Origin of the sequence: Aestuariivirga sp. (assembly GCF_020252405.1) — a bacterium.
GTDB lineage: Bacteria > Pseudomonadota > Alphaproteobacteria > Rhizobiales > Aestuariivirgaceae > Aestuariivirga.
The window spans coordinates 24916-44128 of sequence record NZ_JADCDA010000004.1; the positions used below are offsets into that span (position 1 = coordinate 24916).

A 19213-nucleotide genomic window follows, 5' to 3' on the forward strand; every position below is an offset into this window, starting at 1 on the left:
CTCAGACCTCCGATTGCGGCGCCGATACCCAGCTTTGGAACACGGGATAGCCCGCCCCTTCGAGCAGATGCACCGTTTCGTAGAGCGGCAGCCCGATCACGCCCGAATGGGATCCGGCAAGGAGGCGCACGAAGACTTCGGCCCTGCCCTGAATGGCATAGCCCCCCGCCTTGCCGCGCCATTCGTTTGACGCGATGTAGCTGCCCAGGTCCTCGCGCGACAGGCGCTTGAAGCGCAGCTTGGTTTCCACACAGCGGGTGGACATGCGCTTTCCCGGCGCGATCAGGCACACGGTGGAATAGACCCAGTGCGAACGGCCGGAGAGGAGCGACAGGCAGTCCAGCGCCTGGTCCACCGTTTCGGCCTTGGGCAGGATGCGGCGGCCGAGTGCGACGACGGTATCCGCCGCCAGTATGAAGGCATTGGGGCCCAGTTCCCTGACCAGAGGCATCTCCAGCGCGCGTTCGGCCTTCTCCCCGGCGAGGCGGATGGAGAGGGCGCGCGGCGTTTCGCGCCGGCGCGGGGTCTCGTCGATGTCGGTGGGGTTGAGCAGGTCGGGCGTCAGCCCGGCGCGTTCGAGCAGCTGCAGGCGGCGCGGCGAGGCGCTGGCCAGCACCAGCTTGACGCCTGCCTTCGTTGGGGCCTTCGCGCCCCTGGCTTTACTTAAAGCGATAATTGATGCGGCCCTTCGTGAGGTCATAGGGCGTCATTTCGACCATCACGCGGTCGCCCGCGAGCACGCGGATGCGGTTCTTGCGCATCTTGCCGGCGGTGTGGGCGATGATCTCATGATTGTTGTCGAGCTTCACGCGGAAGGTTGCGTTGGGCAGAAGTTCAGTCACGGTGCCTTCGAATTCGAGCAGTTCTTCCTTTGCCATGTGGCTCCTTGGATGGGGTTCTGAAAGTGGCGCGGAAAATGGACCTGTTCACCCGCAAAAGCAAGCCTGACGGGCCTAAATCAAACTGGCATCCATGAGATAAAGCAGGACCGAAGCGCTGACCGCCGCCAGCGCTGTTCCGAGCGTAATGGCGCCCGACACCGCCGCCGTCGCCTCATTGTTCCGCTGCGAGAAGAGGAAGGCATTGGCCCCTGTGGGCATGGCGGCGAAGAGAATCGCCACATGGCCCCACAAGGGCGGGATAGAGACGGCGTAACGCACGAGAACGAACACCAGGAGCGGCATCAGCAGCATCTTGAGGCCGATGAGGCTGAACATGCCGCTCCACGAGCCTTTCAGCGAATAGCCCGCCAGCGAGACGCCCAACGCGAAGAGGGCGGTTGGAACCGAGGCATCCGCCAGCATGCCGAGCATGGCGCCGAAGACAGGGTGCAAGCCCCAGCCGGTGAGGCGCCACAGCGTGCCGGCGAGGAGGCCCAGCACGATCGCATTGGTGGCCAGATGCCGGAACAGCTCCGAGGCCGTCCCGCCGATCGAAAAGTTCCCCGCCGTCTGGAACAGGGCCCGGTGCAGCATGGCGGTGAACCACAGGATGGGCGCGTGGATCGACAGGATCATGCCGAGCGGAATAGCCACCTGCTGGCCGAAGTGGGAGAGGGCGAGCGGCGTTCCAAGCAGCGCCAGGTTGCCGAAGCCCGCCGCCATGGAGGCCGCAGCCCCGCCGGAAACATTCAAGGAAGGGATCACCCGCGAGACCAGTGCGGCCGTCACCCAGGTGATGCCGAGGCCGCCGAAGAAGGCGATCCACAATTCCCAGGGTGCGCCCTGCTGGGCGCCCATGGTGGCCACCGTCTTGAACAGCAGCGCCGGAATGGCGAGGTTGAAGACGAAAAGCGACAGACCGCGGCCCGCCGCGGCATCGAAGACCTTCGCCTTCGTGAAGCCGTAGCCCAGCACGATCATGCCGAAGACCGGCAGGACGGTGTTGAGGATCGAGTCCACTAATGTGTCATCCGAATGGCGCAGGACGTGCGTGACGGCGCTCTCTGTTGCCTCCGCCTGCCCACGCGGTGATGGATCAAAGCCAGGGCTGGCGCTCCGCCTGCTTCTTCTCGAAGGCGTCTATGGAAGAGGCCTTCTCGAGGCTCAAGCCAATGTCGTCGAGACCGTTCAGCAGGCAGTGTTTGCGGAAGGGGTCGATATCGAAGCTGATCTTGCCGCCGTCGGGCCCGCGGATTTCCTGGTTCGGCAGGTCGATGGTCATGGTGGCATTGGCGCCGCGCCCGGCGTCGTCCATCAGCTTCCTGAGATCGTCGGCCGAGACCTTGATCGGCAGGATGCCGTTCTTGAAGCAGTTGTTGTGGAAGATGTCGGCGAAGCTGGTGGAGATCACGCAGCGGATGCCGAAGTCGAGCAGCGCCCACGGCGCATGCTCACGCGAGGAGCCGCAGCCAAAATTGTCGCCCGCAATCAGGATCTCGGCCTTGCGATAGGAAGGCCTGTTCAGCACGAAATCCGCGATCTCCTGGCCGTCCTGCGTATAGCGCATCTCGAAGAACAGCGACTTGCCCAGCCCCGTGCGCTTGATGGTCTTCAGGAACTGCTTCGGGATAATCATGTCCGTGTCGATGTTGACGATGTTCAGCGGAGCGGCGACGCCGGTGAGCGTTTCGAACTTCTGCATGGTTTTGTCCTCAGGCAGCTTCAGGGAGATCGGCGCCGAGGGTTTCCTCCGCGCCGATCATGATGTTGAGATTCTGCACAGCGGCGCCCGAGGCGCCCTTGCCGAGATTGTCGTAGACCGCCATCAGCAGCAGCTGGCCGCGCGCATCATTGGCGAAGACGTGGAGGCGCATGCGGTTGGTGTTGTTGAGCGCTTCCGGGTTGATTTGGGGCGCGCGCTCCACGGCCTCGAAGGGGGCAACCGAGATGAAGGGCTGGTTTGCATAGGCGAGGGAGAGGCAGTCGCGGATGTCCTGTCCCGTCACCTTTCTGAGCAGCAGCTCGGAGAAAACGGGAACGCAGCCCATCATGCCCTGGGCATAGTTGCCCACCGCCGGCTGGAAGATCGGCGCATGGGCGATCTCGCTGTAGACCTGCATTTCGGGCAGGTGCTTGTGCGAAAAGCCGAGGCTGTAGGGGTAATAGGGAATGGCGTCAGCGCCCTTCGCCTCATAATCCTCGATCATCTTCTTGCCGCCGCCGGAATAGCCCGAGATGGCGTTGTAGGTGACGGGATAATCGGCCGACATGATGCCGGCGTTGACGAGGGGCCGCACCAGCGCGATCAGCCCCTGCGGATAGCAGCCGGGATTGGCGACGCGCGCGGCGCCCGCGATCTTCTGGCGGTGCAGAGCGGAGATTTCCGGCATGCCATAGGCCCAGCCTTCCGCCACGCGGAAGGCGGAGGAGGCATCGATGACGCGGGTCCTGGAGGCGGGATCGATCATCGCAACGGCTTGCCTCGCCGCCTCGTCGGGCAGGCAGAGGATGGCGACATCGACGGAGTTCAGCAGCTCGCTCCGGGCGTCCGCATCCTTGCGGCGCTCAGGTTCGATGGACACGAGCGTCAGGTCGGAGCGATTCTGCAACCGCTCGCGGATCAGGAGCCCGGTGGTGCCGGCCTCGCCATCGATGAAGATGCTGGTCATGTCGCGCTCCTATAAAGGGGATGAGCAGGGGCTGCAACATGGCCTGGCGCATGGCGCCCGCTCAGCGCATGTGCTGGAGCATGATCTTGCCGCAAAAGCGGTTCCACTTTTGCGGATCATGCTTCAAGGGGTGCGGTTCTCGATCCCGTACATGTCGTCGTCGGAGAGGCCGAAATGGTGGCCGATCTCGTGCACCAGCACATGGGTGACGACGGCGCCCAGGGTCTCCTCATGCTCGGCCCAGTAGTCGAGGATGGCGCGGCGGTAAAGAAAGACCATGTTGGGCATGCGCCCCGTTTCCGGGACCGCCGCGTCATGGGCGAGGCCTACGCCCTGGAACAGGCCGAGAAGATCGAAAGGTCCGGCGTCCATGTCCCTCTGCACCTCTTCCGTGGGGAAGTCGGTGACGGAAATGACCACCTCGCCGGAAAGCGCGCGAAAATCGGCGGGCAGACCGCCCAAGGCCTCCGCCGCCAATTCTTCGATGTCGCTGATGGACGGAGCGGAGAGTCCGGACAGCCGGTGTTCCGCCATGGAGACAGCGTTACTGGCAGCTGCCGAAGCAGCTGCTGGCCGTGCCGGTCATGGCCTGTACGGTGGTGAGACCGGCGAGTGCGCCGGAGACGAGGGTCAGCAGCACAAGACCGAATAAAATACGACGCAGAAACTTCGCGTCAGCCTGAACAGAAGAACCAGCCACCTAAAACCCCCACTCAAATGTTGATGCCGATTTTAACCCCGGAATCACCCTATCGCCACACCGGTGACGTAAGAATTAACGAAAGGTTCAGCAACAGTTAACGGTCTGCATCATAACCGCGCCGCGGCCATCGATTTTCTCTGGCGCATGTTCCGTTCAGGCGGAATCGCCTGGTCAGAACATGCGCCAGATATATTCTTGAGCATGATCCTGTCGCGAAAGCGGTTCCACTCTTGCGGATCATGTTCCATGAGTTTCCCTCTCTCTTGTGAGGGGATTAGGGGTGGGGGTCCCCGGGCTCAGTCTTCGAGATTTGGACACGTGGCCCCCCACTCCTACTCGTACCCCTGCCCACTGTACACCCACGAAGCGCAGGGGAGCCCTCATGGAGTGAATTGACCCGCACGATGCTCCAGGCTTCGTTGAGCAGTTGCAACTGACCGCACTCGCCATTCACGCTGCCTTCTCGTCCGCCTTTTGCTCGATCAGCGTCACGAGGTCGGCCATGATGCGGTTCATGTCGAAGTCCTTGGGCGTATAGACGGCGGCGATGCCCAGTTGTTTCAGCACATTCACGTCATCCTGCGGAATGATGCCGCCCGCGACGACGGGAAGATTGGCGAGGCCCGCCGCGCGCAGGCGCTGCATCACCTCGCGGATCAGCGGCACGTGCGAGCCCGAGAGGATGGAGAGGCCGAGGATGTGCGCCTGCCGTTCCTGCGCCGTCTTCACCAGCTGCTCCGGCGTCAGCCGGATGCCGTCATAGATCACCTCGAGCCCGGTATCCGCCGCGCGCTCCGCGATCTGTTCCGCGCCATTCGAATGGCCGTCGAGACCCGGCTTGCCGACGAGGAAGCGGGGCGTTTCGCCCAGGCGCCCGGTGAGAAGCCTCACGCGCTTGCGCAAGTCTTCAAGCTGCGCGCCGCCTTCGGCGCGCATGGCGAGCGCCACGCCCGTCGGCGCGCGGTATTCGCCAAAGACCTCGCGCAGCGTTCCGCCCCATTCGCCGGTGGTGACGCCGGCCCTGGCGCAGGCGATGGAGGGTTCCATGATGTTGCGGCCGTCGGCGGCGGCGGCGCGCAGCCCGTCGAGGGCGGCGGCCACGGCCCTGGCATCGCGGCTGCCGCGCCAGGCCTTCAGCCGCTCGATCTGCTCAAACTCCACATCGTCCTTCACCGTCATGATGGCGTCCGTGCCGGCGGAGAGCGGCGAGGCCTCGGTCGTGGTGAAGGCGTTGACGCCGACGACTTTAGTCTCGCCGGTCTCGATGGCGTGAAGCCGCGCCGTGTTGCTCGTCACCAGCTGGCGCTTCATATAGGCGATCGCCTCTTCCGAGCCGCCGCCGCCCATGGCGAGCACGCGGGCAAGCTCTGCCCGCGCCTCCTCCTTCAGCGCCTCCACCTTCCTCGTGATCTCGGCTGAGCCGTCGAAAATGTCGCCATAGTCGAGAAGGTCGGTCTCATAGGCCACGATCTGCTGCATGCGCAGCGACCATTGCTGGTCCCATGGCCGGGGCAGGCCGAGTGCTTCGTTCCACGCCGGCAGCTGCACGGCGCGGGCGCGGGCGTTTTTCGACAGCACCACCGCCAGCATCTCGAGCAGGATGCGGGTGACGTTGTTTTCCGGCTGCTGCTCGGTGAGGCCCAGCGAATTCACCTGCACGCCATAGCGAAAGCGGCGGTGCTTTTCTTCCGCGATGCCATAGCGCCCGCGGCCAATCTCGTCCCACAGCTCGGTGAAGGCGCGCATCTTGCAGAGTTCGGTGACGAAGCGGATGCCGGCATTGACGAAAAACGAGATGCGCCCGAACACCCCGGGAAAGTCCCCGTCCGCCACCGCGCCGCCCGCCTTCACGCCGTCCAGCACGGCAATCGCGGTGGCCAGCGCATAGGAAAGCTCCTGCACCGGCGTGGCGCCTGCTTCCTGCAAATGATAGGAGCAGACATTCACCGGGTTCCACTTCGGCAGTTCCCGCGTGGAAAAGGCGATGGTGTCGGTGATCAGCCGCAGCGACGGGCCGGGCGGGAACACATAGGCGCCGCGCGAGAGATATTCCTTGATGATGTCGTTCTGTGTCGTGCCGGAAAGGCCCGCCCGCGCAGCACCCTGTTCCTCGGCCACCGCCACATAGAGCGCCAGCAGCCAGGCCGCCGTGGCATTGATGGTCATCGAGGTGTTCATGGTGGCGAGCGGGATCTGGTCGAACAGCGTGCGCATGTCGCCGATGTGGGAGATCGGCACCCCCACCTTGCCCACCTCGCCGCGGGCCAGCATATGGTCAGAATCATAGCCCGTCTGGGTCGGCAGGTCGAAGGCCACTGACAGGCCGGTTTGCCCCTTGGACAGATTGGTCCGGAACAGCGTGTTGGACTGAGCCGCCGTGGAATGGCCGGCATAGGTTCGGAAGAGCCAGGGTTTGTCGCGCATGGTGGCGTATGCTGGCATGGGCCATATTGCACCACAACCTCAACCTTTGGACAGGCACGCGCCCCTGCCGCCCAATGAGAGCATGATCCGCGAGAGTGGAACCGCTTTTGCGGATCATGCTCAAGCTATTGACCTGGCGCATGTTCCGACGAGGCGGTTCCGCCTGACCGGAACAGGCGCTAAAGACCCCAGCGCAGCGCCGGTGTGTGCACCGGCGCATCCCAGCCCCTGGCGATCTCGTCGTCGAGCAGGGTGACGGTGATGGAGCAGCCGGCCATGTCGAGCGAGGTGACGTAGCTGCCGACGAGCGAGCGCACCGGGGTGATGCCGTGCCTCGCGAGATGCGCCCTGGCGGCGTTGTACATAAGGTAGAGCTCCATCGCCGGCGTGCCGCCGAAGCCGTTGACGAAGAGCAATGCGTTGCCCTTCGACCCAAGGTCGCCGGCGATGGCGGCAACCATCTCCCCGGCAATCTCGTCGGCGGAGCGCAGCGCCACGCGGCGGCGGCCCGGCTCGCCATGGATGCCCACGCCCATCTCCATTTCGGCGGGGCCGATGTCGAAGGTCGGCTTGCCGGCGGCGGGCACGGTGCAGCTCGTCAGCGCCACGCCCATTGAACGCGTCGCCCTGTTCACCTTGTCGCCCAGCCGCTTCAGGGCTTTAAGGTCCGCGCCCTGCTCGGCGGCCGCACCCACCACCTTCTCGACAACCAGCGTGCCGGCAACGCCGCGCCGGCCGGTGGTGTAGAGCGAGTTCTCGACGGCGACGTCATCATCCGTGATGACGGTCTCGATGTCGCGCCCCGCCATTTCGCGCGCCATGTCGAAGTTCATGACATCGCCTTCGTAGTTCTTGACGATGAAGAGCACGCCTCCACCCGTGTCGACGGCCCCGACCGCGGCGATCATCTGGTCGGGCGTGGGGGAGGTGAAAACCTGGCCGGGGCAGGCGGCATCGAGCATGCCATGGCCGACGAAACCGGCATGCAGCGGTTCATGGCCGGAGCCGCCGCCCGAGAGCAGTGCGGTCTTGCCAGGCTTCAGCACCTTGCGCCGCACGAACATGTGCCCGTCACCGAGCGCGATGATGTCGCCGTGCGCCGCCACGAAGCCGTCAAGGCTTTCAGTCAGTATATTTGACACGTCGTTGATGAGCTTCTTCATGGCCGTTTCCCTTTCTCCCGTTCGTCCCCGATCAGCCTTGCAAGGTCCCGCACGAAGGCGCTGACCAGCCCGTGCAGCGTCCTGTTCTTCGCATCATCGCCCAGATCCGGCAGCGCCACCACGGGCTGCATGCGGGCGGTTTTCTCCGCCAGCATCTTCTTGGGATGCGCGCGCGCATAAAGCCTCGTGAATTCCTGCCGCTCGGCCGCCGAGAAGCGGCAAACCTCGAAGATCTGCGCCAGATGGCTCGCGGGGATCGGCGTCGGATAGGCGGGATTGGCGATCTGGCTGACGAAGCTGCGGTTCTTGGCAAGCGCGGACGCCAGCCGCTGGCGCGTGCCGGAGGGGCGGCGGTCGATGATCTCCGCCAGCAGCCGCTTATAGGCGGCGACGGCGTCCTGGGGTGTGGGGCTGGCGGCGGGAAAGGCCATGCTCAGAGCTCCGCGATGGCCGCCTTGAGGCGGGCGATGCGCGCGGGCGCCACCGAAAGCGAGGTGAGGCCCGCGTCCAGCAGCGCCGGAAGATGCCTGGGCTCGCTTGCCATGTCGCCGCACAGGCTGACCGGAATGCCGGCCTCGCGGCCAAAGCGCGCCACCCTGGCGATGAGGGCGGTCACGGCGGGATGCGATGGATCGTTGAGCGCGGCGACCCGCGCATCATCGCGCGAGGACGCCGTGACATATTGCGTGAGGTCGTTGGAGCCGATGGAGAAGAAGGCCGCGCCGCGGAAGAGTTCCGGCATCACCGCGGCGGCGGGCACCTCCACCATGATGCCGAGCGGCGGCCTGTGGCAGGCAACGCCCTGCGCCCCGAGCTCCGCGACGCAGGCGTCAAGCAGCGCGGCGCTGCGGGCGAGCTCGTCAGGCGCCGTCACCATGGGCAGCATGACCTTGAGATTGCCATGCACGGCGGCCCGCGCCAGGGCGCGCAGCTGGGTGCGGAACACATCCTCGCGCGCCAGTGTGAGGCGCACGCCGCGCAAGCCCAGGAAGGGATTGGATTCGCCTTCCGGCGTCAGCCCGCGCACCGGCTTGTCGCCGCCGATGTCAAGCGTGCGGATGGTGACGGGCCGGCCTTGCGCCCATTCCGCAAAGCGGCGGTAGGCGCGGTATTGCGTCTCTTCGCCGGGCAGCGGCGCCCCATCGCGAAACAGGAACTCGGAGCGCATGAGGCCAATGCCGTCGCAGGCGGCATGGTCGATGCGGTCGAGTTCCCCGACGCCCGCGACGTTGATCAGGATATCGATACGCTCGCCGCTGCGCCGCACCGCCGGACGGAGGCGGAAACGCTCCTCACGGGCGCGCGCCCGCGTGTCGGCCTCCAGCGCGGCATCGAACTGCGCGCGCTGCGCGGAGTCGGGATCGGCCAGAACGGCGCCGCGCCCGCCGTCGACGGCCAGGACTGCCGTCCGCGCCGGCAGTTCACCGAGACCGGTCACCATCGGAACGCCGCGGGCGCGGGCCAGCATGGCGACATGGCTGGTGGCGCTGCCCCGCAGAAGGGCGATGGCGCCACCCGCAGTCCAGTCGGTTTCCAGAAAGGCAGTTGGCGCGATGTCGTCTCCGAGCAGAACCGCGCCCGTCGCTTCGCCTGCCGCGTCCCCGCCTGCAAGATGCCGCAGCACGCGGTCGCGAATGTCCCTGAGGTCGGCGGCGCGGGCGCGGAAATAATCATCGTCCGAGGCCTCGTAGCCCGAGATCTCGCCATCGAGCGCCGCGCTCCATGCGACGTGCGCCGGCGTTCCGGTGTCGATGGTGGAAAGGGCGGGGGCGGAGAGCGCATCATCCTCCAGCATCGCCACCTGGAAGCCGAGAATGTCCTGTGCCTCGCCGTCCACGCGCGCCATCAGGGCCGTGACACCGGCCACGGCATGGGCGATGGCCTGCTGCAGCGCCTGGCGTTCCGTGGCCGCATCGCCGGTGCCCCGCCGTTCCCGCCGCGCGCTTCCAAGCCGCCGCACCGGGCCGCGGAACAGCCCGTCCGACGCGGCGATGCCCTGGTGGCTAGTGCCCATCGCCCGTGTCATCGAAGTCGCGGCGCACGAGGCCGATCACCGCCTCGACGGCAGCCCGTGCATCGGCTCCGGCAGCGCGCACGAAGAGCGTCGAGTCCTGCTTTGCCCTCATCGCCATGACCTTGACGATGCTCTTGGCGTCAATCCACGGACCTTGGGCCGCGCCGGCGATCTCGAGCGTGGACGCGAAGCCCTTGGCGAGCTTCGTCAGCTTCACCGAGGGGCGGGCGTGGAGGCCCACGTCATGGGTGATGACCACCGATCCTTCCGCCGTCTCGCTCATTGCGGGGACAACTCCTCCGCCGTGCGCTTGACGTCGGCGAGCGAGCCGCCACCCCAGGCTTCTGTCGCGGCCATGACGGCGCCCTCGACAACGGGGGCATTGCAGATGACGATCTTCCTCCGCCGCTCCTCGGGCAGCATCTCGACCGCCATCTCGCTGTTGGTCTCAGCACCCCCGAGATCGACGAGAATGGCGATGCCGTCCTCCGACCAGGCGTCATCGATGGCGGCGAGAATCTTCTCCACACTGGTGCCGAGCCCGCCGCCGGGGTCGCCGCCGCAGAAGCCGAGCGGCACGCCGTTGCCGACCATCTGGCGCACCATGTCGGCGGCGCCCTTGGCCACATCGGGCGAATGCGAGACGATGACGATGCCGACGGTCATGACTTGCCCTCCAGCACATCGCAGACGGCGGCAATCATGATCTCGCTCGAGCGCGCGCCGGGGTCCATGTGGCCAATTGAGCGCTCGCCGAGGAAGGAGGCGCGGCCGCGGATCGCCTTCATGGGCACGGTCGCCCTGGCGCTCCCGGATGCCAGCGCCCGCACGCTGTCGAAGCTGGCCGTGCCGGATTCGAGATGGGTGGCGACGGGGCCCAGAACATCAAGCATGGTCTTGTTGCCCAGCTCCGCCTTGCCGCGCGCCTTGAGCGCCGTGACGGAGGCCTGCAGAGCGCGGCCGATGCCGGCAAATGTCGGGTTCCCGGGCAACTCCTTGCCGAGCGTCATGAACAGGGTGCCGTAGAGCGGGCCGGAGGCGCCACCCACCTTCATCACCAGGGTCATTCCCACCGTCTTCAGCGCCTCGCCCGCGGGCTTGGCGAGAATGTTCGCCTTTTCCGCCTGCACCGCCTCGAAGCCGCGCTTCAAGTTGACGCCATGGTCGGCATCGCCGATGGCGGAGTCGAGTGCGGTCAGCTCGTCTGCCGCCGCGATGACGCGCGCCGAGACCGTGTCGAGCAGGATTTCGAGGGGAAGCGCCACGACGGGTCCTTTGTTTAGCGATAATGTTCACTGAACACCGAATCGCTAAACAAAGCAAGCCGCCCGTCTCGCGCCTGCGAAAAGGCGGCATGGATGACGTGGTGCAGCGGCCTCTCACCTTTTCCGCGAAATCGCGGTAGGCTGAGAGGACTGTGATTCTCCCGGATGCCGGATGAAAAAGTTCATCGCCGCGATTGCCCTGATCCTGTGGTTCCAGCCGGCCGCGGCGGGGGAGCTGTGGCGGGGTGTCAACGCCTATAACGCCCGCAACTACGCGGTGGCGGTGGCGATCATGCAACAGCTGGCCGGGCGCGGCGACCCCTATGCGGAATTCACCCTGGGCGCCATGTATGACAATGGCGTCGGCGTGCCGCGCAATCTGACCATGGCGCTGGCGCTCTACAAGCGGGCGGGCGCCCAGGGCCTGGCCGACGGGCAGTATATGGCGGGCCGTTTCTACGGCGGCGGGCGCGGTGTGAAGCAGGATATTGCCAAGGCGCTGTTCTGGTTCGAGCTTGCGGCGGCCGGCGGCCACCCCCTGGCGCCGCTGTTGCGCGACCAGCACTTTAACCAGCTGAGCGCCAGCGTGCGCCAGAAGGTGATGGAAGACGCCACCGACTGGCAGTCACGCCACCCGGCACAGCTGCGCTGCGGCGTGACCCGCTGCATCTACCCCAGCTGGACCAGGCGGCCGGGCTGGACGCCCTTCGACCAGCAGTTTTTCTACCCGGGCCAAAATCAGTAGATGCCGGTGCCGGAGCAGCGTGATCCGCGAAAGTGGAACCGCTTTTGCGATAGGATCATGCTCGAGCCTTTGATCTGGCGCATGTTCCGTCCAGGCGGTTCCGCCTGAACGGAACATGCCTCAGCGCTGGCCGAGCAGCGTTGCGGTGGAGAAGGCCTGCCGCAGCTGCTCCTCGGTCATCAAGCCTTCGGCGAGCACCACGTCGCGGATCGAGCGGCGTGACTTCAGCGCTTCCTTGGCCACCCGGCTGGCCGCGGCATAGCCCATATAGGGGTTGAGCGCCGTCACGGTGACGAGCGAGCCTTCCAGCAGTTCCCGGCAGCGCTCGCGGTCGGCCTCGATACCGGCGACGCATTTCTCGCGCAGCACCGCCATGCCCTTCAGCAGCATGCGCATGGACTGCATGATGTTGAGCACGATCACGGGCTCCATGGCATTGAGCTGCAGCTGGCCGGCCTCGGCGGCCATGGTGACCGTCAGGTCGTTGCCGATCACCTGATAGGCGATCTGGTTGACGACCTCCGGGATGACCGGGTTCACCTTGCCCGGCATGATAGAGGAGCCCGCCTGCACCGCCGGAAGCCGGATTTCGCCCAGCCCGGCGCGCGGGCCGGAGTTGAGGAGGCGGAGGTCGTTGCAGATTTTTGACAGTTTCACCGCGATGCGCTTCAGCATGCCCGAGAAGGTGACGAAGGCGCCGAGGTCCGAGGTGGCCTCGATCAGGTCCGCCGCCGGCACCATGGGCACGCCGGAAATCCCGGCGAGATTGCGGATGACGCGTTCGGAATAGCCCTCCGGCGTGTTGATGCCGGTGCCGATCGCCGTGCCGCCCAGATTCACCTCGCGCAGCAGGCTGGCGAATTCCTTCAGCCGCTCGATATCCTCCGCAACGGTCACCGCGAAGGCGCGGAACTCGGAACCGAGACGCATCGGCACGGCGTCCATCAGCTGCGTGCGGCCGACCTTGATGACATCGTCAAATTCCTTCGCCTTGGCCATGAAGGCGCCGACCAGCAGCTTCTGTTCCTCGATCAGCGCCGGGCAGGCGCGCAGCACGGTGAGCCGCACCGCGGTCGGGTAGACGTCATTGGTCGACTGCGACAGGTTCACATGGTCATTGGGGTTGATGACGGCATAGTCGCCGCGCGGCTTGCCCAGCAGCTTCAGCGCCAGGTTGGCGATCACCTCATTGGCGTTCATGTTGGTGGAGGTGCCGGCCCCGCCCTGCAGCATGTCGACCACGAAGTCGTGGCGCTCGTCGCCGGCGATGACGAGATCGCAGGCGGAGACAATGGCCTGGGCGATCTCCGGCGTCAGCCGTCCGAAGTCGCGGTTGGCCAGCGCCGCCGCCTTCTTGACCATGGCGAGCGACTCGATCAGCTCCGGGAAATGCGCAAGCGTGATGCCGGTGATGGGGAAGTTTTCCACCGCCCGGGCGGTGTGAATGCCGTAGTCGGCCTCGGCCGGGATCTCCATTTCGCCGATCGAATCGCGCTCGGTGCGCATGCGCCGCGTCATCATCAAAGCTCCCATTTCGCCGTTGAACGTTGCCGGAACGTTTTTCATCCTTATAATTCCAGCATAGGATGGAACAAAGCTTGCCGCCCCTGAAATCGGCGCAATGCCCTGTCTGGTGGGAAATTCATGGATCGAACGCTTCCGGCCCCCCGGCCCGACGGCCGCCAGTCCGCCACCGCGCTGACGATCCAGCGCGGGGTGGCCCGCCTGTTGCGCGCCCTGAGCTTCGCGGTGCTCCCCGAATTCACGCTGGCCTCCGGCCGGCGCGCCGACATCATGGCGATTTCCGGCTCGGGCGAAATCTGGATCGTCGAGATCAAGTCCTCGCCCCAGGACTTCCACAGCGATGCAAAATGGCCCGAATACCGGGGCTGGTGCGACCGGCTGTTCTTCGCGATCCCGGCCGGCATGGCGCCGGAGATCATGCCAGCCGAGGCGGGCCTCATCATCGCCGACAGCTGGGGGGCTGACATTCTGCGCCACACGGAGGCAACGAGCCTCCACGCCGCGCGCCGCAAGGCCTTGACACTGGCCTTCGCGCGGGCGGCGGCGCTGCGGCTGCACGGGCTTCATGACCCGCTGGCCCAGTCCCTCTGACTATTTCGGGGCGCGTTTCGCCAGGATGCGCTGCAGCGTGCGGCGGTGCATGTTGAGCCGGCGCGCCGTTTCGGAGACATTGCGGCTGCACAGCTCATAGACGCGCTGGATGTGCTCCCAGCGCACCCGGTCGGCCGACATCGGATTGTCAGGCAGGGCGGCGCGCGAATCGGTGTCGCCCACCAGCGCGGCATGCACGGCGTCGGCATCCGCGGGCTTGGCCAGATAGTCGATGGCGCCGAGCTTCACGGCGGTGACGGCCGTTGCGATATTGCCATAGCCTGTCAGCACCACGGCGCGCGCCTCGGGCCGTGCCTGGTGCAGCGCCTCGATCACGTCGAGGCCGTTGCCATCGGCCAGCCGCAGGTCAACCACCGCGAAGGAGGGGGAGGAGCGCTTCACATGCGCCACGCCGTCGGTGACCGATTCCGCCGTCAGCACCTCGAAACCGCGGGTTTCCATGGCGCGCGCAAGGCGCGACAGGAAGGGTTTGTCGTCATCGACGAGCAGCAGGGTCTTTTCGGCAGGGATCACGGCATGGGTCATTCGGGCGCCGCCTGTGTGAGTTGCATGGGTTGATGAGCGCTCTCCGGCTTCTGGAGGGCGCGGGTTCAGCTTACACTACGCAATCAGGCGCGTCCGAGATCAACCAGGCTCCGCGGCCAGACAACCTGCACCACCGCACCGTGTTCCGGGCTGGGCCGGTTGGCCAGCGACACGGTGGCGCCGGAGCGTTCCAGCAGCGTCTTGGCGATGAAGAAGCCAAGCCCCATTCCTTCATGCCCCATTCCCTCGTGCTGCCCGGCCTCGCCTGTCTCCTCGCCATAGCCGGGCCTTGTCGTCACGAAGGGGTCGCCCAGACGGTCGAAGATGTTCTCGTGAAAGCCCGGCCCGTCGTCGCGGACGGTGATCGACACCTGGTTGGGCGTCCAGCGGGCATCGACCTCGACGCGCGCCGCGGCGAAATCGACGGCATTCTCCAGCAGGTTGCCAAGCCCGTATGTGATGGCGGGGTTGCGCCGGAACACCGGCTCGCTGCCCAGCGCCTTGTCGTCGAGGTCGGCCGAGCTCGTCACCGCGATCACCGCGTCGGAGCCGCGCAGCGGCGCCACCAGGTCCTCGATCATGGCGAGAATGGCGGTGCGCTGATACATTTCGTCCGTCTGCGCCTCGCGGTTGGCGAGCCTCGCCAGAATTTCGCGGCAGCGCGCGGTCTGGCTGATGAGGAGGTCGATGTCCTCCGTATGCGGAGCATCCGGCGGCATCTCGCGCTTCAGCTCCTTGGCGACCAGCGCGATGGTGGCAAGCGGCGTTCCCAGCTCGTGGGCCGCCGCCGCGGCCATGCCGTCGAGCGCCGAGAGCCGCTGCTCGCGCGCCAGAACGAGCTCGGTGGCGGACAGGGCCGCCGACATCTGCCGCGCCTCGTCGGCAATGCGGCGGGCATAGATTGCCGAGAACACCACGCCGCACATGATGGCCGTCCACATGCCGCCGATATAGACGCCGGGAAGCTCGAGCCTCTCGCCCGGCAGCCAGGGCAGCGGAAAGTGGCGGAAAGCAAGGAAGCTGGCGCAGGCGAAGGTCAGCAGCCCCAGCCACAGGGTCCAACGGTTGGGGAGCGACGTGGCCGAAATGGTGACGGGCACGAGGAACAGGAAGGAAAAGGGATTCTCCAGCCCGCCGGTGAGAAACAGCAGCACGGCCAGCTGCGCCACGTCATAGACCAGCAGCAGGCCGGCATGGCGCTCATGCAGCCTCACGCTCTTGCGCCAGCGGATGGTGAGGAAGATGTTGAGACAGGCGCTGAAGGCGATCGCGGCAAGGCAGGGGCCCAGCGGCAGCGGAAAACCGAGGGCGAAATGCACGCCCAGCACGGCGCCCGCCTGCCCCACGATGGCGAGCCAGCGCAGCCGCACCAGCGTTCTCAGCCGCAGCATGCCGATCTCGGCGCCGGCCGAAGCAGGCCTCGGGTCGATGGCGGGATCCTGGGGCATTGCGCTCCTGCGTTACGGGGGTTCGGGTTGAGACCCGGCCAGTCTAAAGCATTTTCAGGTCAAGTGGACACCGGTTGACCGTCGAAAATGCGGCCATACAAAGAGATGGAGCAAAAGCTTGAGCAAGATCATGCTCCAGCATATGTGCAGGTGGATTGAAGGAAGAACGCCGATGCCGCGCCGCCCCGTCCTCATCTTCGCCGCCCTGGTGCTGCTTGCGGCCCTGGGGCTTGGCAGCTTTGCCTTGATGAGCGGCAGGCTGCATGGCCCGCAAAGCTCCGGCGCGGCCCTTGTCGGCGGCCCCTTCTCGCTCCTCGACCAGGATGGCAGGCGCGTCACCGAGAAGGACTTCCGCGGCAAGTACATGCTGGTGTTCTTCGGCTACACCTATTGCCCGGACGTCTGCCCCACCGAACTCCAGGTGATGACGGCGGCGCTGGACCAGCTGGGGCGGGATGCGGACCGCATCCAGCCGGTTTTCGTGTCGATCGACCCGGCGCGCGACACGCCGGAGGTGCTGAAGGCCTATGTGGCCAGTTTCAGCCCCCGCCTCATGGGCCTCACCGGCACGCCCGGGGAGATTGCCGTCATCGCCAGGGCTTACCGCGTCTTCTATGCCAAGGCCTCCAACAGCAGTTCGTCCACGGACTATCTGATGGACCACTCCAGCATCATCTACCTGATGGGGCCCGACGGCAGCTTCGTCAGGCACATGGCCTACACCACCGACGCCACGAAGCTCGCGGCGGACCTGAAGGACGCTCTCGGAACTTCGCCCTAAAGTCCAGGATTGACGGGTTGCCTGCACAGGCGGGAGTTGCTAGCGTCAGGCGTTCACGAGGTGTTGACCGGTAGTGCTGTATTATTTATTTGAGATGAACCACGCGGCCCTTGCGCCCTGGCGCGCGGCGGCGGATGCGGGACTGAATTTCTGGCGCAGCCCCGCCAATCCTCTCACCGAAACCCAGTTCGGCCGGTCGCTGGCGGCCTCGCTCGAACTCTTCGAGCGCACCACCCGCCGCTACGGCAAACCGCCTTTCCAAATCCATGACGTCATCATCGATGACGACATCGTGGCGGTGGAGGAGCGCATTGCCCTCGCCAAGCCCTTCTGCACCCTGCTCAATTTCCGAAAGGACTGGGCCTGTCGGAAGCCGCAGCACAAGATGCTGATCGTCGCCCCCATGTCGGGCCACTATGCCACGCTGCTGCGCGGCACGGTGGAGACGATGCTTCCCCATTATGACGTTTACATCACGGACTGGGTGGATGCGCGCAGCGTGCCCATGTCGAGGGGCGGTTTCGACCTCGACGATTATGTTGACTATGTCACGGAGTTCCTGCGGTTCCTGGGTCCCGATACGAGTGTGATGGCGGTGTGCCAGCCCTCCGTTCCGGTGATGGCCGCGGTTTCGCTGATGAACGCCGCAAATGATCCTTGCGCGCCGGGGACCATGATCCTCATGGGCGGCCCCATCAACACGCGGAGCAACCCCACGGCGGTCAACAACCTCGCCCAGCAGAAGGGCGTCGACTGGTTCCGCAAGAATGTGATCATGAAGGTGCCGGTCCCCCATGCCGGCATGATGCGCGACGTTTATCCGGGTTTCCTGCAGCTCGGCGGCTTCATGACCATGAACCTCGACCGCCACATCGACGCGCACCGCGAGCTGTTCTGGCACCTGGTCGACGGCGACGGGGATTCGGCCGAGAAACACCGCGAATTCTATGACGAATACATGTCGGTGATGGACCTTACGGCGGAGTTCTATCTCCAGACGGTTGAAAAGGTCTTCGTCAATCACGACCTGCCCAGGGGCACGCTGACGCATCGCAATGCGCGTGTCGATCCGTCGAGGATCACCCGCACCGCGCTGATGACCATTGAGGGCGAGCGCGACGACATTTCCGGCGTTGGCCAGACGGAAGCCGCGCAGGATCTGTGCTCCGGCCTTCCCCCGGAGAAGAAGCTCCACCACCTGCAGCCGGGCGTGGGGCACTATGGCGTGTTCAACGGCTCGCGGTTCCGCAAGGAAATCGTTCCGCGAATCGTCGCGTTCGTGAATAACAACGCCCATGACCGGACTGCTCAAAAGCCTGAAGCGGACGGCGGGGCCAGAACCGCTTGAACCCTCGCGGCTCCTCGCCGGCGGCCAGGTGCTGGACGTCACATTCCGCCGCCATGCCCGGGCGCGCCGCCTCGTGCTCCGGCTGAATGCCGCGGGCAACGGCGTGCTGGTCACCGTGCCGCGTGGCGTGTCGCGCGCGCGCGCACTGGAATTCGCCGAACGTTCGCGCAACTGGATCGAAGACCGCCTGAGGGGGTGCGGCGGCCTCATCCACCTCGCCGACGGCGCAGCACTTCCCTTGCGCGGCATCGAGCATGACGTGCGCCACGTGCCGGGCCGCCGCGGCGTGGTGACGGCGGACCGCGACCGCCGTTTTATCGACGTGCCCGGCGACCGCGCCCATCTGAAGCGCCGCCTTCTCGACTTTCTCAAGGCGGAGGCGCTGGCCGATCTGACGAAGGCCTCCGCGAAATACGCGGGCCTCATGGGCGTGAAGTTCCGGCGCATCGCCATCAGGGATCAGCGCAGCCGCTGGGGCTCCTGCTCGGCGGCGGGCGACCTTTCCTATTCCTGGCGCCTCATCCTCGCGCCGGCCTATGTGCTCGACTATGTCGCCGCGCATGAAGTGGCCCATCTCCGCCACCTCGACCACAGTCCCCGCTTCTGGCGTCTCGTCCTCACCCACTGCCCCGACGCGGCGCGCGCCCGGAACTGGCTGCGCCTCCACGGCCAGGAGGTCCACCGCGTGGTGGTGTGAGGGATCGTGTCTTTCTGAGCTGAGACGGTAGTCAGCTCCGCGTCCCTTGAATCACTCTCCAGCTGATTTGGGAACACCAACAGTTTCAGACTGACCACCCGATGCTCGAGACAAAAGTTTGTGCATGATCTTATCGCAAAACCGGTTCCACTTTTGCGGATCATGCTCTGATCGCCAGCGATCAGAGCCTGGCGGAGCGCTTTGCCAGCCTGAGCTCAATCCCCGGCATTGCCGCTGTCACCGCCGCGATGCTTGTCACCGAAATGCCCGAACCGGGGAGCCTCGATCCAAAACAAGCCGCAGCACTGGCAGGCCTCGCGCCCATCGCCCGCCAGTCCGGTCAATGGAAAGGCACGGCCTTCGTACACGGCGCGCGCCGCCAAGTCCGCCAGGCTCTCTACATGCCCGCACTCG

General features: G+C 65.7%; 22 protein-coding genes. 6 read left to right on the top strand and 16 right to left on the bottom strand.

The window, feature by feature from the left end; translation table 11 throughout:
• Position 1: 1 nt before the first annotated feature.
• The 13 genes from IOC69_RS00875 to dhaL all read right to left on the bottom strand — a co-directional run bounded on the left by IOC69_RS00875 (position 2) and on the right by dhaL (position 11119).
• A complete protein-coding gene (locus tag IOC69_RS00875) occupies positions 2-616 on the bottom strand; it encodes a Maf family nucleotide pyrophosphatase (RefSeq protein ID WP_290541636.1) in 615 nt (204 codons plus the stop codon).
• Positions 617-659: 43 nt separating this feature from the next.
• Positions 660-878 (bottom strand): translation initiation factor IF-1, encoded by a 219-nt coding sequence (gene infA, locus IOC69_RS00880; RefSeq protein ID WP_111197504.1) that lies wholly within the window; start codon positions 876-878, stop codon positions 660-662.
• Between the two features lie 75 nt (positions 879-953).
• Complete coding sequence (locus IOC69_RS00885; protein WP_290541637.1) at positions 954-1901, bottom strand: AEC family transporter; 948 nt, start codon at positions 1899-1901, stop codon at positions 954-956.
• Positions 1902-1977: 76 nt separating this feature from the next.
• Positions 1978-2583 carry a 3-isopropylmalate dehydratase small subunit gene (leuD, locus tag IOC69_RS00890; protein ID WP_290541638.1) on the bottom strand — a complete coding sequence of 202 codons (606 nt, stop codon included), beginning with the start codon at positions 2581-2583 and terminating at the stop codon, positions 1978-1980.
• A gap of 10 nt (positions 2584-2593) precedes the next feature.
• Positions 2594-3550: an N-acetyl-gamma-glutamyl-phosphate reductase gene (gene argC / locus IOC69_RS00895; protein WP_290541639.1), complete on the bottom strand. Its 957-nt coding sequence runs from the start codon at positions 3548-3550 to the stop codon at positions 2594-2596.
• A gap of 123 nt (positions 3551-3673) precedes the next feature.
• A complete protein-coding gene (locus IOC69_RS00900; protein ID WP_290541640.1) occupies positions 3674-4084 on the bottom strand; it encodes a metallopeptidase family protein in 411 nt (136 codons plus the stop codon).
• Positions 4085-4703: 619 nt separating this feature from the next.
• Positions 4704-6677 carry a protein meaA gene (locus IOC69_RS00905; protein WP_290541641.1) on the bottom strand — a complete coding sequence of 658 codons (1974 nt, stop codon included), beginning with the start codon at positions 6675-6677 and terminating at the stop codon, positions 4704-4706.
• A 179-nt stretch (positions 6678-6856) separates the two neighbouring features.
• Entirely contained in the window at positions 6857-7840 is a 984-nt protein-coding gene (dhaK, locus tag IOC69_RS00910) for a dihydroxyacetone kinase subunit DhaK (RefSeq protein ID WP_290541642.1), read from the bottom strand.
• Complete coding sequence (locus IOC69_RS00915) at positions 7837-8271, bottom strand: hypothetical protein (RefSeq protein ID WP_290541643.1); 435 nt, start codon at positions 8269-8271, stop codon at positions 7837-7839. Before IOC69_RS00915 ends, dhaK begins: the two co-directional genes overlap by 4 nt.
• A gap of 2 nt (positions 8272-8273) precedes the next feature.
• On the bottom strand, positions 8274-9854 hold the full coding sequence (locus tag IOC69_RS00920) for a putative PEP-binding protein (protein ID WP_290541644.1): 1581 nt from the start codon (positions 9852-9854) through the stop codon (positions 8274-8276).
• Positions 9844-10137 carry an HPr family phosphocarrier protein gene (locus IOC69_RS00925; RefSeq protein ID WP_290541645.1) on the bottom strand — a complete coding sequence of 98 codons (294 nt, stop codon included), beginning with the start codon at positions 10135-10137 and terminating at the stop codon, positions 9844-9846. The genes IOC69_RS00920 and IOC69_RS00925 overlap by 11 nt, the downstream gene beginning before the upstream one ends.
• Complete coding sequence (gene dhaM / locus IOC69_RS00930; RefSeq protein ID WP_290541646.1) at positions 10134-10520, bottom strand: dihydroxyacetone kinase phosphoryl donor subunit DhaM; 387 nt, start codon at positions 10518-10520, stop codon at positions 10134-10136. The genes IOC69_RS00925 and dhaM overlap by 4 nt, the downstream gene beginning before the upstream one ends.
• Positions 10517-11119: a dihydroxyacetone kinase subunit DhaL gene (dhaL, locus tag IOC69_RS00935; RefSeq protein ID WP_290541647.1), complete on the bottom strand. Its 603-nt coding sequence runs from the start codon at positions 11117-11119 to the stop codon at positions 10517-10519. Before dhaL ends, dhaM begins: the two co-directional genes overlap by 4 nt.
• 172 nt (positions 11120-11291) lie before the next feature.
• Here dhaL and IOC69_RS00940 point away from each other — a divergent pair, with 172 nt between their 5' ends.
• Positions 11292-11864, top strand: a complete 573-nt coding sequence (locus tag IOC69_RS00940; protein ID WP_290541648.1) for a tetratricopeptide repeat protein — start codon at positions 11292-11294, stop codon at positions 11862-11864.
• 120 nt (positions 11865-11984) lie between these two features.
• Here the strand turns inward: IOC69_RS00940 and IOC69_RS00945 are convergent, their stop codons facing one another.
• Positions 11985-13382 carry an aspartate ammonia-lyase gene (locus IOC69_RS00945; protein WP_290541656.1) on the bottom strand — a complete coding sequence of 466 codons (1398 nt, stop codon included), beginning with the start codon at positions 13380-13382 and terminating at the stop codon, positions 11985-11987.
• A 126-nt stretch (positions 13383-13508) separates the two neighbouring features.
• On the opposite strand from IOC69_RS00945, the gene IOC69_RS00950 reads away from it, so the two are divergent.
• A complete protein-coding gene (locus IOC69_RS00950) occupies positions 13509-13979 on the top strand; it encodes an MmcB family DNA repair protein (RefSeq protein ID WP_290541649.1) in 471 nt (156 codons plus the stop codon).
• Here the strand turns inward: IOC69_RS00950 and IOC69_RS00955 are convergent, their stop codons facing one another.
• Both IOC69_RS00955 and IOC69_RS00960 read right to left on the bottom strand, forming a co-directional pair.
• Positions 13980-14525 carry an ActR/PrrA/RegA family redox response regulator transcription factor gene (locus tag IOC69_RS00955; RefSeq protein WP_290541650.1) on the bottom strand — a complete coding sequence of 182 codons (546 nt, stop codon included), beginning with the start codon at positions 14523-14525 and terminating at the stop codon, positions 13980-13982.
• Positions 14526-14608: 83 nt separating this feature from the next.
• Positions 14609-15973: an ActS/PrrB/RegB family redox-sensitive histidine kinase gene (locus IOC69_RS00960; RefSeq protein ID WP_290541651.1), complete on the bottom strand. Its 1365-nt coding sequence runs from the start codon at positions 15971-15973 to the stop codon at positions 14609-14611.
• 172 nt (positions 15974-16145) lie between these two features.
• On the opposite strand from IOC69_RS00960, the gene IOC69_RS00965 reads away from it, so the two are divergent.
• The 4 genes from IOC69_RS00965 to IOC69_RS00980 all read left to right on the top strand — a co-directional run.
• Positions 16146-16754 carry an SCO family protein gene (locus tag IOC69_RS00965; protein WP_290541652.1) on the top strand — a complete coding sequence of 203 codons (609 nt, stop codon included), beginning with the start codon at positions 16146-16148 and terminating at the stop codon, positions 16752-16754.
• Between the two features lie 73 nt (positions 16755-16827).
• Complete coding sequence (gene phaZ, locus IOC69_RS00970; RefSeq protein ID WP_290541653.1) at positions 16828-18102, top strand: polyhydroxyalkanoate depolymerase; 1275 nt, start codon at positions 16828-16830, stop codon at positions 18100-18102.
• On the top strand, positions 18050-18799 hold the full coding sequence (locus tag IOC69_RS00975; protein WP_290541654.1) for a SprT family zinc-dependent metalloprotease: 750 nt from the start codon (positions 18050-18052) through the stop codon (positions 18797-18799). The genes phaZ and IOC69_RS00975 overlap by 53 nt, the downstream gene beginning before the upstream one ends.
• Positions 18800-19062: 263 nt before the next feature.
• Positions 19063-19213, top strand: a 151-nt coding sequence (locus IOC69_RS00980) for a transposase (protein ID WP_290541657.1), incomplete at its 3' end; no start/stop codon positions are given.